The organism is Coleofasciculus sp. F4-SAH-05, from assembly GCF_040222985.1.
Taxonomy (GTDB): domain Bacteria; phylum Cyanobacteriota; class Cyanobacteriia; order Cyanobacteriales; family Coleofasciculaceae; genus Coleofasciculus; species Coleofasciculus chthonoplastes.
The window spans coordinates 1-12815 of sequence record NZ_JAVKBY010000097.1 but is presented as its reverse complement, the minus strand read 5'-3'; the positions used below and the strand labels follow the sequence as shown (position 1 = coordinate 12815).

Sequence of the window (12815 nt, the reverse complement as noted above, 5' to 3'; positions counted from 1 at the left end):
TTTATTACTTATTAATTCATAATGTTTTTCTGACTGATGAATATAGTTTTCTAATGAAATATCTGGGCTGGCGTAATCGCTTGACTAAAAGCCTTAGTTTATAACTATTATTTGCCAATGATGTCCGGTATTTAAAGTTTAAATTATTGATGTCATAAAGTTTCGCTAAATCACTCAAATAAATGTTGACTTCAGTTTTATCTGGCTGATTATCGAAGATAGCTAAGTTATTTGCAACAACCTGACTTTTAGGGGAATTAAAAGATTTATCGAATACATCCTGATTAAATAATAATGTTATTTCGTCATAGGGAGAAAAGGTCATGTAATTTAAAATTTTTTGAGTGCTAGCTTGTTTACTACTACGAACCCCCTTAACTTGAATTTTTGTAAGACATAGCTGTTTAAAAGGGAAAAGCTTGTAACAAGCCCATTGGGAATACCACATTGATCTCCTTGCCCCATGATAAGGCACTGGAAACATCACATCAGCAAAGCTTTTTGAAAAAATCTGAACTTGCTGATCGTAACCGGAAATGGGAAAAGCCTTCTTAGCCAGAGCTACTTCCCTGTTAAGATGTCCTTTAAAGCCCCAGCTTTCCCAATTGAAAAAAGTACCAGTAAGTGGTTTATATTCAATCAGTAATTCTTTTATTGTTGACGCGATATCTTCAACATCAGAATTAAAAACAATATCGTCATCTATAAATATATAATAATCATAATTCTTGGGAACACATTCGTATAGGAAGCTGCGCCCTTCACTCCACGTTATATTCTTTCGGGTGATAAAAGCATAAGGGTCATTTTCGGTTCTCCAATTTAATCTATAAAAATCACTAAATTCAGTTGTAAATAAATTTTTCTTTTCGATGGTGATTTGTTCGTTGCACAAACCACCTTGCTCCAAAATACAAAAATTTTTCATCACAAGTCAGTTATTAGGGTTTATCATAGAGTCTATTGGTTGAATTTAATTAATCTATATAACCATCAAGCTAGTGATTAGCACTAAGCCCTAGTCATGTTTTAATCTGCCAAGCTGCCTGAAAGAACTCTCGTTCAAACAGCATAGCATAGCGATAGCTGGATTTGACGGTGGCTGAGAGTGAGGCGTAATCCGTCAACCTCTCTAGTTGCTGCGCTAACTGCTCAAACTCTGGATTACTATACGTGCGAATCCAATCCGTATAGGTGTGTTCGGGAATACCATCTTTAGCTAATTCTTGACCCAAAAACGCATACAAGCGCATGCAGGGTGTCATTGCTACTGTAATTAAACCAATCTCACGTCCCCAAGCCGTTGCCAACAAGAAGTCAGTATAACGCCGCGTCGCTACGGCGGGTTCAATCTGGTGTAAGTTGACTCCCCAGGCTGTGGCATAATTCTGATGCAGGCGTAATTCTTCGAGAACGCCGCTAGCGAGATTATGAAACGTGTTAAATCCATCCCAGTCGGAACATTTAGCTTATCCGGCGATAGGTTCCCCACGCTCTAATCTTCGATTGAGCGTGGGATGAATCGCCAGTTTATTAGCTGACAACAAGCAAGTTGTAAGCTAATATTAAGGGTAAATTGTTTTTGTATTTCATTGACAAAGCTGTAAAAGCTGGTAAATTGACAGCAAAAACTAAATTCCATAACTACGCATCTTGACCAACATAGTAAGCAAATAGTAAGCAAATTAGTAAGCAAATTAGTAAGCAAATTTCCGGCGCTCAAGTGTTCCTGTGGCGATACCTTGGACAAAAGGGTGTGCGAGGCACTCCTGTGCCAAGTCTTGGTTAGATTGCCATAAATCGCTGCTAAGTGTCATAGCGCTTGTTTATTGCCATGGACTCAAATTTTGTTCGGGAAAAGTTGGCAGTTGTAAGACTGAAGGGATCGGTGTTTTGTCAAATCCACCGTCTACCGATAGATACACTGAGAATGTAACCGCGATCGCTAGCAGTAGTCTTTCTAGCATAACCCACTCCTCTGATTGTCGCTCTTTTGACCTGTCAACTGCCAGTATCTTCTCACTATCTGTGATTTCAATTAAGGAGCTGGTGATGCAAACCGTTAATTTTTTGTGATGATAGTCTAAGCTTTAGGTGATAGGAGTCATAGATTCTAGAGCGTCGGGTTTAGTTCTCACAGTTAGCCATCATCAAAAAGTCAAACGTCATGCCATGAGATTTAAAGTCTTTCCCCCTCTCATCCTGTTTGCCTCTCTCTGGCTACACCCCTCAGCACCAGCCTTCAATCCAGCACACCTAGAACAATTGCGACAAACAGGTAGCTGTGTTGAGTGTGATTTGAGTGGAGTACAATTGCCGGATGCTCTCTTGAGCAATACGAATTTGAAGGGGGCTAATCTGGCTGGTGCTAATCTTATCCGCGCCGATTTAAGACGTGCCAATCTTGAGTATGCAAACCTGAGTGGTGCGAGTCTGGTTTCTGCGAATCTTACGGATGCGAAGTTAACTGGAGCTAATCTGATTGTGGCTGCATTAATCGGTGCGAATCTAACTCGTGCGAATCTGGCTGGCGCTGGATTAAGTCTGGCTAAACTAGCGAATACTAACCTAGTTGGTGCCAATTTAAGCCTTGCTGAACTAAGGGCGGCGGATTTAAGTAATGCGAATTTGAGGGGGGCTGATTTGAGTGGTGCTGACTTGAGAGAGGCAGACTTGGATAATACTATCCTCAATAACGCTAAACTTAGCTACGCTATTATGCCTGATGGCACTTTATTACCTTAATTTATGAATTGTTAATTGTTAATTGTTGATTGTTCCCTATTCATCTTTCAAATGTTTAATTATTTATCAAATTTACGACGTTTTCTGTATAGTGGGATCATTGTCCTTGGTGTCTGGTCTTATAGCTTGGCTGCTAACGCCTCAGAATCCGTCGTCTTAAAATATCGTTTTCTGCGAGAGACGATATCGGTTTCCGAACTCTCGACATTTGCCCAAACAGGTGAGTTATCACGTTCTCTACAAGCGTATCTGGATTTGGCTGGGAAGCAACCCGAGGAATTGCGGACGACTTTAACCCAACCCATTTCAGTTAATGGGATTATGCTTTCTCGGATTCTCAATACTCCTGTGGGAGAAGTAATGCTTGATCAAGTGAGTGAGGTGATTCATACTCCGACTAACCGGGCAAATCGCCAGTCGTTGCGATCTGCCTTAGTGATCTCGGCGCTCAATGATAATCAAATCACCCTGATCGAAATCCTGGAAAACTACCCAACCGCCGATGTTCATGTTGAAGGCAATCGCTTAGCGGAAATCGTGCAACAGATTACCCGCCTGAGTGAGGGTATGCCTCAGATTTTTTAATAAGCCAGAGTCTCTAGGGTATCCCGCAAATATCGACGCACCCGATGCTCCAAGCTGCGATCCTGAAGGTGATGGGCGGCGGGATGCTCCATCTGCCAGCGTTGAAATCCAGAACTGGCTGCGATCGCTTCTTTGAGATTGTCCCAAACTGGACTATCTGTGGAAATTTGGTTGGATTCGGATACAGTTGTGCTTTTCATAAACCTTTATCGTGAGCTAAACAGAATGAGTTCGTAGCAATTCTTAACTGTTATTTTTATTTTTTAACCTTATTCTCAGAATAACGGAGCTGGGTTGTTTAAATTGTTACATTTGCAACAACTGATTGCCAACCTACCCAAATTTTTGGGTAAGTCATGATTTTCAATCCACTTGTTCAGGGGACGATTCAGCAGAGGAAGACTCTGGGGCGATCGCAGGTAAAATTTGTTTGACCCGAAACCCTGGTACTGTAAAGTTTTCCGGTATTTTTTCCACTGGATAAGGTTGAGTTGCTGCCCACTCCGCCTCGCTCGTGAATAGAACTTGAACCACACTCAAAGGCACTTGCAAAAATAAGTGGCTTGCCAGAAACCCAACTCCTGCCAAAGCCAATCCAGCGATGTGCCATTGAACTGTCCAGGGAACGACCCCTGCAGCTAAAGGAGCGATGCTATAAATTTGCCACAGTACCCATACCATAAAACCTGCTGCCATAGTCGTTAGCAGCGGGTTGGTTTTCCGGTTAAATAAGCTCAACAGTCGTCGCTGGGATTCCGTGAGGCGATCAGGTGTCAAAGCAACGATGAGCAGGCTAAAAATGTCAAAAGGGCGGGTCAATTGCATCCACAACACTGGTGCAATACCAATAGCTGCCACAATCAGAAGTTCTAGCCAGATAGGTAACAGGGGTTCACCCGTTGCCAGCCCTAGGGCGACAATTTCTAACGTGAGAGGCAGTGCCGCTAAACCCGCCAAATGTATCCACAAAAATGGTTCAGACCAAAAAGAACGCATTAGGTTATCCTTTCTCTGTTGTCATTAGTCCTTAGTGATGAACCAAGGACTAATTACTTTTGACCTAAGTCGCTGATAGAGTCCGGCGCTTGCTCACCATCTTATAGGTTTCGATGATGTCACCTTCAGTCCAATCATTGAATCTATCAACACGAATACCGCATTCAAATCCGGCATTGACCTCTTTGACATCATCCTTCATCCGCTTCAGCGAATCAAGCACCCCTTCGTAGATCATTTGACCCCGACGTTGCACTCGGATCTTGCAGTTGCGCACTGCTTTGCCTGACTGCACGTAGCAACCTGCCACCGCACCACGACCGACGGGGAAGACAGCTCGGACTTCCACTTGACCTAAGGGTTCTTCCACCAATTCTGGCTCCAGTAACCCTTCCATCGCCGCTTGAATGTCATCCAAGAGATTATAGATGATGTTGTATTCGCGCACATCAACACTCTCTTGTTCAGCAGCCGAGCGAGCGCCGTGAGCCAAAGTGGTATTAAAGCCAATGATTACCGCACCACTAGCCGCCGCTAAGTCAACATCGGTTTCGGTGACTTCTCCAGCCGTCGCTAATAGGACTCGGATTTGAACTTCATTTTGGGGTAACTGTTTGAGTGAACCCAGAATGGCTTCAACCGAACCTTGTACATCTGCCTTCAGGATCAAGTTGAGTTCTTTGAGTTCCCCTTCTTGAGCTTTGGCAGAGAGGCTATTCAGGCTGACTCGACGGGACGACATCACCTGTTGCAGACGAGATTCTCGCTGTTCTTGGCTTCTCGTATCCGCAACGGCGCGAGCTTCTTTTTCTTGTTCAAAGACGTCAAACTCATCACCAGCAGCCGGGACATCGCTTAAACCCAATACCTCTACGGCAAAGGAGGGTGCTGCCTCGTCTACTCGTTTGCCTCGGTCATCGGTCATGGCTCGTACTTTACCGAAGACCGATCCCGCAACCAAGGTATCACCCACCCGCAGCGTGCCATTTTGCACTAACAATGTGGCAACTGGACCTCTGGATTTATCCAGGTTGGCTTCAATGACCGTGCCTTTGGCTAATCGGGTGGGGTTAGCGGAGAGTTCTTCAATGTCAGAAACGAGTAGGATCATTTCCAGGAGCGTATCCAAGTTTTCTTTTTGGATTGCACTCACGGGCACCATGATCGTGTCACCGCCCCATTCTTCTGGGACTAATCCATGTTCCATTAACTCCTGCTTCACTCGGTCAGGTTGAGCCCCTTCCTTGTCGATTTTGTTAACGGCAACCACAATCGGCACCTCTGCGGCTTTAGCATGGCTGATCGCTTCTCGGGTTTGCGGTTGCACCCCATCATCGGCGGCGACGACCAAAATGGCAATATCGGTCACTCGCGCTCCCCGTGCCCGCATTGCGGTAAAGGCTTCGTGACCTGGAGTATCCAGGAAGACCACCTGTTGGACTTTATCTTCATGCTCCACATCGACATGGTAAGCACCGATGTGCTGGGTAATTCCTCCCGCTTCGCCTTGTGCCACTTTGGTTTCGCGAATGGCATCCAGCAGCGTGGTTTTACCGTGATCGACGTGACCCATGATTGTGACTACGGGTGGACGCCGAACCAGGTATTCCAAGTCAGCCGCATCCAGCATTTCGGTCACTTTAGTGGCTTCCGATTCAGCTTCTTCTGTCTGAACATCAACGCCAAGTTCTTCGGCAACCATTTGAGCGGTGTGCAGATCCAGGGTTTGGGTAATATTCACTGCCAATCCCTTGAAGAATAGCTGCTTAATCACTTCTGTTTCGGCAAGGTTCAACTTATTCGCCAGTTCTCGAACGGTTAGCGAATCGTTTAGCACAATTTGCTCGGGACGTTCAGCGACTTCTTGCTTTTCACGACGGCGATCGCGACTTTCTGGTTTACTGCCGGTTTTAACTTCTGGCTTTTTCCTAACCTGACTGGCTGCCGTTGGTGGGGGAGTCTGTCCCGTTTGAGATTTAGGTTTAGGAGGACGAGCGACCGACATACTGACTGCCAAAGGAGTGTCAGCTTGTTGGTAGTCACCATCAAACTCTTCCTCATCCTCTTCGATCAGTTTAGGTCGCCGCTTGAGCTTAGCCGCTTTTCCGGGTTTAGCTCCTTCGCGATCTTCTTCTTCATCAATCCATTCTCGTTTCTTCGACTGACGTGGCGGCGTGGGTCGTTTGACTTTAAGATTTTTAAGTTCCGGTGGTTCCAGAAGGGTTTCTACGCCCTCATCGACCTCGTCCTGCTTCTGTTCTTGATCACCCGAATCGATAGCCGCCACTTCAGGACTCTCACCCGGACGAGTCGGTCGGGAGCGTTTGGGGGGAGATTGAAGTTTAGGAACAGGCTGAGCTGGAGGTTTCGGATGAGCTGGGGCGGGAGATTTAGCCGGAGTTTGCGGTTGAGGCTCACTCGTCGATTCAGACGGCTCAGAAAGCTTAGCCGTCTCGACAGGGGTCTCATCCGATCGTTCGCGCTTCAATTTCGGTCGTTCGACCTGGGTGGGTTGACTGGGTTTCGGTGACGCTGGTCGAACGGGGGGTTGGATAAGTTTGGGTTTTGCTTCCACTTCAGCTTTAGTATCGTTCTCCTGTGACCCTTGAGATGGAGTTGGTGTTTCTGTTTCTGTTTCTGACTCAGAATCGTCCTCCTGCAAATTCACTGGTGTCGTCGGTCGATTAAGCTGGGCGGGTGGACGCGGTGGATTCACAGTCGGCTTGACGGGGGGTTGAGAAGACTTTGACCCAGATTCTGATCCCTGGGAAGAGCTAAAACTGGAACGAGGCTTAGGTTTAACGCTCAAAATTTGCTGTTTGCGCTGATTATTATTGTTAGAGCGTCCATCTGCATGGTTAGCAGATGCTGAGGTTGTTTGGTCACGACCTTTGAGGCTAGTGATCCCCTCAGCATATTTTTCCGCCGCCGCTCTGATTCGCTCAGCTTCAGATTCTGTAATCGTGCTACTGTGACTTTTGACTGCAATATGAAGTCCTTCGCAAATATTCAAAATGTCCTTGTTGTCCAAATTCAATTCCCGTGATAATTCGTAAATTCTGACTTTGCCGTTGTTCATCCACTATTCCCCCGTCGTACATATTGTTACACCATAACTAAATGATTGAAAGCGTGCGTGGTCATTGGTTTCCGTGCCGGATTGGCTTAAATCAATAAGGTGTCTTTAAGAGTCTACTCGATAACTCACCAATAACTCATGTTACACAGGCGATCATTGATTGACTGTAAGCCAGTTGGATATCTCTACACTCTTAATCAGAGCCTGGATAGTTAACTTACACAAATCTTAACAAAACTAGATAGATTTTCTAGATCCCTAGATCCTCAGTCTCTTCCTCAGGTAGGAGTTGTTAACTTGATCAGGGTCAGACTCACCTCCGAACACCATTAGTAATGGTACTCCTTTACCATCCTAGCGATTGCTTAGGTTCATTGAGAGCCTTGCTGGAGTTTTTTGGATGCTATGCTCAATCGCTGCGGCGTTGGATGCTCCAGGGACAAGGTTCTAAACGTTGCCATAATCGTTGATAAATTTCGTCGGGAACCGATGCCCTCAGCGCTCGTCCCAATCGATTTTTTTTCTGAGCCGCTGCCAGACAACTCGCTTGAGGACAGATATAAGCCGAACGTCCCATGCCCTGATCTAATTTTACCTGTCGCGATGGATGGATTCGCACAACTCGCCATAATGCTTGTTTTTGAGCCACCCGGCGACAACTTAGGCAACGTCGGTAATTGGGTTCCATAAGATTCGGACAATGATTTTGGTGCAATTGCAGCAGGGTACATTTAGCCGACTGGACACCGACGCCAGAATACGATTTTCCGGGATCTACTCCGACAGTAATCGGTTGCACTACTTCCGCCGTGCTTGAAGCAAGTTGGACATAGTAAATGCCTAGATCTGACCATTTCCCGACAGCTTTGCCCTCTTTTATCCACCGTCTAGCCCTGGATGGTTTAGTGGGCATCAGTGGCTTTCCTTCTTTACTGATTACTGGGACACGATTCATAGAGATAATCCACTCGTGTAAATGTTTACGTCTCTTAAGGCATAATCCGCGTCTTCACGAAGTAAGGCGCGGTTCATGAACGCCCTTAAGGAATCTACCACCTTACTTTGATCCTCCTAAGATTAGGACAAAATATCCTCCTCTTCCTCGTCTTCAGCAAATTCTTCCTCATCTTCAGCAAATTCTTCCTCGTCTTCAGCAAATTCCTCCTTGTCTTCAGCAAATTCCTCCTCGGCTAAGGATTGAGGATTTGTCACCTTTGCCTCTAACTCGGCTGGTGAGGAAGTTTCTCTCTCTAGTTGCTCCTCATCCTCTTCTTCATCAGCGAGTTCGGCTTCCCTCTGTGCGATCGCGGCTTGTAACTCCTGCATTTTCTGGTGTTCAGCTTCGTAGTCGTACTTGGCGATATCTTTAATATCAATCTTCCAACCTGTGAGACGAGCTGCTAGGCGAACATTCTGTCCCTCTTTGCCAATAGCTAAACTTAGCTGATCTTCCGCGACCAAAATGTGAGCCTGACGCCCTTCTGGATTCACCAATAAGACTTCCTCTACTCGTGCGGGACTCAGTGCATTAGCTATATAGGTAGCGGGATCAGGCGACCAGCGAATCACATCTATTTTTTCGCCACGCAATTCATTGACGACCACTTGAATGCGCGATCCCCTAGCGCCGATACAAGCCCCAACGGGATCAACATCCCGCTCTAGGGTATCCACGGCAATTTTAGTCCGAGGTCCGACATGACGCGAAGGTGGATTAGCTTCTCGCGCCACCGCCACGATTCGCACGACTTCATCTTCGATTTCTGGGACTTCATTGGCAAACAGATAGACCACTAAACCAGCCGAAGCTCGCGAAACCACAAGCTGGGGTCCACGGTGAGGACCTTCACGCACTTTTTTGAGAAAAACCTTAAAGGTACTACCAATGCGATAGGTATCGTTGGGTAATTGTTCGCGCTTGGGCAGTTCGGCTTCCACTTCCGGCTGACCAAAGCTGCTGCTAATCGCCATGATCACCGATTGCCGCTCAAATCGTAGCACTCTGGCTTGGAGAACCGTTCCTTCTAACTCTTCAAATTCTTCTTGGATCAACTTGCGCTGTTGATCTCGTAGTTTTTGGGAGAGTACCTGCTTGGTTTGAATGGCAGCCATTCGACCAAAATCACGTTGATCTGGGGTAACATCCAGAACCACCGAGTCACCTAATTGTGCCTCTGATGCCACTTCTTGAACTTCTTTGAGGGAAATATGATGATCGGTGTTGCCAACTTCCTCAACAATGGTTTTGGTACAAAGAATGCGGAATCCTTCTTCTTCGATATCTAAATCGACTTCAAAGTTGTTAAAATACTCATCATCAAAATGAGGTCGCTCCATGCGTTGCGCTCGACGATAGCGCTCATAGCCTTTGATCAGTGCTTCTCTCAGTGCCTGTTGGACGGCTGATTTGGGTAAATTATGGCTTTGAGAGATCTCTTCGATCATCTTTTTTAATCCTGGCAGATTAACGATAGACATAGGCAAATCTCCATAAACTGTTTATTAGGGGTCGTGAACAACAGAACCCATGCTCAACAATGACTAAATTCCATAAGATCTAAACAGGTTTAACCCTGCTCATCGAACAGTACTTTAGTCACTTGATCGCGAGGAATGGCGATCGCCCGTCCTTTTTGGTTGATATATACACGGGTATCATCCCGGCGAATTAATTTCCCTCGCCATTCTTTATGTCCTTGGTCAGGTTCAGCGGTGTTAACCACCACGGAAAATCCTTTAAATGCGATGAAGTCTCGGTCTGTCGTTAGCTCTTGCGAGATCCCAGGACTAGAAATTTCCAAAACATAAGCATCTGGAATCAGATCCACGGCATCTAATTCAGCTTCTAAAGCCCGACTCATGCGTTCACAGTCATCTAAACCCGTATCGCCGTCGCGGTTGCGGATATCTACCCGAAGTACAGGGGGACGTCTGTTCGTGTGAAACACCGCCCCAACGAACTCCAATCCCAATTTTTCGGCTACTGGGGTTGCCAAATCGATTAGTTGTGGAATCAGGGGATGAGTCATAGAAAAACTTCAACAAAAAAAGTGGGTTCAACCCACCTCCAGGTAAAATTTCTGCCAAGAAGCCTAGAGCGTCGGTTAAGTATTCCTAGAAACCGGGTTTCTCGTCAGGATGACAACGCAATATCAACCTTTCACCCAAAGAAACCCGGTTTCTTGACCGATGTCCTAGCAATAATTAACACAATCTATACCCTGCTTGTGTACTTGGGAGCAGTTTTATAGCTCCCCCAGACGCCGACATCAGGATAGATTGACTTCCGTTGCTATGTTCGAGTTTAGCGCAATCTTTGCACGTTGTGGGATCGGGTTACCACAAGCAAAGGGGGATGACGGTGGAGTGTTGACCCTTCACTTCGGCAAGAGGGCATGGCGCGTGAGTTAACCCTCTATCTCCCCTATCTCCCCTATCTCCCTCATCTCCCTCAACTACACCTGTCGCTTTTGCCGAATTGCCCGAGTTTGGTCTAGAATGTCTTCTAAGTCCTCTTGGGACAAACGTTCGACGTAATTAACTTTGACTTCCTCTAAGAAGGCGTTGAGCAAGTATTGAATTTCATCTAAGGTTTTCTGGGTCTGCATTTGAGAGCCATAAGCTTCGCCCAGATGACGAATTAACCGTTGCAGAATTTGATCCCCAACTGGATCATCTGCGATCGCACTCTCTAATCCATCGTAAAGCGCTTGGGTGATTTGTTGCACCAGTCGCTCGGTTAACTGATTGCGAATGCTTTCTACACCGGGTACTCTCTCTAGTCCCTGATACGCTTGAGACTGATTCAAAATTTTGTCCACGTTATACTTTAGCAAGTCTTCTACATCGGAACGGATGGCGGGAAGCACTTGATTCACTGTCATCTGCACCATGATCTTAGTCAGTGCTGCGACTTCGTCGGTTTCGTTGAGATCGATGTAGGGGCGAACTTCCCGTTGCTGAAGAAAATTGGCTATCTCCCCTTGGCGAATGGACGATTGGAGTTCGTTAATAATCTGAATCACTACCACTTGGGTCATATCGCCAGCGATTTCAGCGACAAATCCTTGACGCGCTTGTTTCTGAATCGCACTCATATCGATTAACTTCGCTTGATCCAGTCTAATTGTCACTGGGATGATTCGCAGCCAGCGCCAGAGGGGAATCAACAAAAAGATGTCATACCAACGCCATAACATCGCATCGAGCCAACTGACCCCAGTGCGGTGGTGACTGATTAACCAAGTACGACCCAAGAAATCTGTTAAAAAGATTAGGAAAAACGGGAAGTCAATGAGGAGTCCAAAGTAATCTACAAAATCACCTGTTTCTCCAATGGGACGGTAGTAGTTGGCTTCAATTAGCGGACGAATTTCTTCATTGAAAAATTCGAGTTCATTCTGGGGGTCTTTAGCGGTGAAGTTTGCTTGACTCCAAAATTCTCTAAAGGCTTCTTTGGCAGAATCCTCGTCATTGTCAATATGCTCCCGCATCTTATTTTTTATTTTTTCCAAATCTCCCGTTTTATTGGCAAGTTGGAAAGGGTTTGTATCAATCATGTCTAGGCTGCGTTGGCGCAGATTTTCCAAAATTTGGGTAACTTCAGGAGATTGTAAGCTCCTCAGTTTTGTTCTGAGATTGGTTGCATCAATCTCCGCTTCCAATGCATTAACCTTATCCAAATATTGTTCGGTGTCTCGATATGGTTGAATCCCCTTGATTGGGTCATACCACTGGGTAATCGGCGGTAGGGGAACCTCTAAGGGCAAACCGGGAAAACTCCATGGACCGATTTCAAAACTCAATAATTGGACTTCCCCATGTAGCCAAAAATCTCTTAGAGGTAGGTAGGTTAAGTCAAACAAAACCAATAGGTAATTCAGCGAAGCCACAAGTGCAACCGCTCGTTCCCACAAAAGGGCGAGACGAAATTTACGCTTACTTTTGCTTGGGGTCAATCGTTGGATGGATGACATATTTTTTAGGACTAGACCAGCACCAAGTTTAGATATAACTACTTATAGCCAAACTTGGACTGATCAGAAGGGATTCACGTTGAGTGCTAACTAGAACTATCAATCCTATGGGTGATAGGGTTTTCTGTCAAACTAGGTTAGTTAGCTTGGCGGTTGCTATAACTATGGAAAGACACGGCCAGGGTGGGTCATGGGGGCGCTGGGACTGTTGTAGATATCCCATTCCTCAATCCCCCGATCGCGTAGAATGGTTTCGGCTTGTTGAATTTGCTCATCTGTTCCTTGAACCAAAAGTGACATACTCCTACACTAACCTGAGTACAGGTATAGTGTAGGCTTCTCAACCAATCCGGCTATTGCGTAGGAGACGTTGAGCTTTAAGAACGGGATGCCCCTCCGCTCTATTTTTTATGTTGATAGCTGCGTTATGATCA

Annotated in this window: 13 protein-coding genes and 3 pseudogenes; 2 read left to right on the top strand and 14 right to left on the bottom strand. The window is 45.9% G+C overall.

Annotated features, from left to right (window positions below):
- Positions 1–16 precede the first annotated feature (16 nt).
- The 4 genes and pseudogenes from RIG27_RS12385 to RIG27_RS12370 form a co-directional block, all read right to left on the bottom strand.
- The gene (locus RIG27_RS12385; RefSeq protein ID WP_446345508.1) at positions 17–928 is read right to left on the bottom strand and encodes a hypothetical protein; all 912 of its coding nucleotides are present in this window, start codon (positions 926–928) and stop codon (positions 17–19) included.
- 94 nt (positions 929–1022) lie between these two features.
- Positions 1023–1469, bottom strand: a pseudogene (locus RIG27_RS12380) (TenA family protein); the annotation flags it as partial.
- Between the two features lie 228 nt (positions 1470–1697).
- Complete coding sequence (locus tag RIG27_RS12375; protein WP_446345506.1) at positions 1698–1817, bottom strand: hypothetical protein; 120 nt, start codon at positions 1815–1817, stop codon at positions 1698–1700.
- A 9-nt stretch (positions 1818–1826) separates the two neighbouring features.
- Positions 1827–1967 (bottom strand): hypothetical protein, encoded by a 141-nt coding sequence (locus RIG27_RS12370; protein WP_446345504.1) that lies wholly within the window; start codon positions 1965–1967, stop codon positions 1827–1829.
- A gap of 205 nt (positions 1968–2172) precedes the next feature.
- Here RIG27_RS12370 and RIG27_RS12365 point away from each other — a divergent pair, with 205 nt between their 5' ends.
- Positions 2173–2745, top strand: a complete 573-nt coding sequence (locus RIG27_RS12365) for a pentapeptide repeat-containing protein (protein ID WP_446345502.1) — start codon at positions 2173–2175, stop codon at positions 2743–2745.
- Between the two features lie 51 nt (positions 2746–2796).
- A complete protein-coding gene (locus tag RIG27_RS12360; protein ID WP_446345500.1) occupies positions 2797–3330 on the top strand; it encodes an alpha/beta hydrolase in 534 nt (177 codons plus the stop codon).
- On the opposite strand, the gene RIG27_RS12355 is transcribed toward RIG27_RS12360, so the two are convergent.
- From RIG27_RS12355 to RIG27_RS12310, 10 genes and pseudogenes are all read right to left on the bottom strand, one after another.
- Positions 3327–3530 (bottom strand): hypothetical protein, encoded by a 204-nt coding sequence (locus tag RIG27_RS12355; RefSeq protein ID WP_446345498.1) that lies wholly within the window; start codon positions 3528–3530, stop codon positions 3327–3329. The two genes, RIG27_RS12360 and RIG27_RS12355, sit on opposite strands and share 4 nt — an antisense overlap.
- 163 nt (positions 3531–3693) lie before the next feature.
- Entirely contained in the window at positions 3694–4326 is a 633-nt protein-coding gene (locus tag RIG27_RS12350; RefSeq protein ID WP_446345496.1) for a low-complexity tail membrane protein, read from the bottom strand.
- A 64-nt stretch (positions 4327–4390) separates the two neighbouring features.
- On the bottom strand, positions 4391–7405 hold the full coding sequence (gene infB / locus RIG27_RS12345; protein ID WP_446345494.1) for a translation initiation factor IF-2: 3015 nt from the start codon (positions 7403–7405) through the stop codon (positions 4391–4393).
- A 409-nt stretch (positions 7406–7814) separates the two neighbouring features.
- Positions 7815–8093 (bottom strand): YlxR family protein, encoded by a 279-nt coding sequence (locus RIG27_RS12340; protein ID WP_446345592.1) that lies wholly within the window; start codon positions 8091–8093, stop codon positions 7815–7817.
- A gap of 15 nt (positions 8094–8108) precedes the next feature.
- Positions 8109–8360, bottom strand: a pseudogene (locus tag RIG27_RS12335) (RRXRR domain-containing protein); the annotation flags it as partial.
- Positions 8361–8482: 122 nt separating this feature from the next.
- Positions 8483–9883: a transcription termination factor NusA gene (gene nusA / locus RIG27_RS12330; protein WP_446345492.1), complete on the bottom strand. Its 1401-nt coding sequence runs from the start codon at positions 9881–9883 to the stop codon at positions 8483–8485.
- Between the two features lie 89 nt (positions 9884–9972).
- Complete coding sequence (gene rimP, locus RIG27_RS12325; RefSeq protein ID WP_446345490.1) at positions 9973–10434, bottom strand: ribosome maturation factor RimP; 462 nt, start codon at positions 10432–10434, stop codon at positions 9973–9975.
- Between the two features lie 426 nt (positions 10435–10860).
- Positions 10861–12381 carry a hypothetical protein gene (locus tag RIG27_RS12320; RefSeq protein WP_446345488.1) on the bottom strand — a complete coding sequence of 507 codons (1521 nt, stop codon included), beginning with the start codon at positions 12379–12381 and terminating at the stop codon, positions 10861–10863.
- A gap of 162 nt (positions 12382–12543) precedes the next feature.
- Positions 12544–12681 (bottom strand): hypothetical protein, encoded by a 138-nt coding sequence (locus RIG27_RS12315; protein WP_446345486.1) that lies wholly within the window; start codon positions 12679–12681, stop codon positions 12544–12546.
- A gap of 40 nt (positions 12682–12721) precedes the next feature.
- A pseudogene (locus RIG27_RS12310) lies at positions 12722–12815 on the bottom strand (RNA-guided endonuclease InsQ/TnpB family protein); the annotation flags it as partial.

Bases quoted from the DNA above. Each gene is read 5' to 3' on its own strand.
- RIG27_RS12385 (WP_446345508.1), bottom strand. From the start codon at position 928: ATGAAAAATTTTTGTATTTTGGAGCAAGGTGGTTTGTGCAACGAACAA.
- RIG27_RS12375 (WP_446345506.1), bottom strand. From the start codon at position 1,817: ATGACACTTAGCAGCGATTTATGGCAATCTAACCAAGACTTGGCACAG.
- RIG27_RS12370 (WP_446345504.1), bottom strand. From the start codon at position 1,967: ATGCTAGAAAGACTACTGCTAGCGATCGCGGTTACATTCTCAGTGTAT.
- RIG27_RS12365 (WP_446345502.1), top strand. From the start codon at position 2,173: ATGAGATTTAAAGTCTTTCCCCCTCTCATCCTGTTTGCCTCTCTCTGG.
- RIG27_RS12360 (WP_446345500.1), top strand. From the start codon at position 2,797: ATGTTTAATTATTTATCAAATTTACGACGTTTTCTGTATAGTGGGATC.
- RIG27_RS12355 (WP_446345498.1), bottom strand. From the start codon at position 3,530: ATGAAAAGCACAACTGTATCCGAATCCAACCAAATTTCCACAGATAGT.
- RIG27_RS12350 (WP_446345496.1), bottom strand. From the start codon at position 4,326: ATGCGTTCTTTTTGGTCTGAACCATTTTTGTGGATACATTTGGCGGGT.
- infB (WP_446345494.1), bottom strand. From the start codon at position 7,405: ATGAACAACGGCAAAGTCAGAATTTACGAATTATCACGGGAATTGAAT.
- RIG27_RS12340 (WP_446345592.1), bottom strand. From the start codon at position 8,093: ATGGAACCCAATTACCGACGTTGCCTAAGTTGTCGCCGGGTGGCTCAA.
- nusA (WP_446345492.1), bottom strand. From the start codon at position 9,883: ATGTCTATCGTTAATCTGCCAGGATTAAAAAAGATGATCGAAGAGATC.
- rimP (WP_446345490.1), bottom strand. From the start codon at position 10,434: ATGACTCATCCCCTGATTCCACAACTAATCGATTTGGCAACCCCAGTA.
- RIG27_RS12320 (WP_446345488.1), bottom strand. From the start codon at position 12,381: ATGTCATCCATCCAACGATTGACCCCAAGCAAAAGTAAGCGTAAATTT.
- RIG27_RS12315 (WP_446345486.1), bottom strand. From the start codon at position 12,681: ATGTCACTTTTGGTTCAAGGAACAGATGAGCAAATTCAACAAGCCGAA.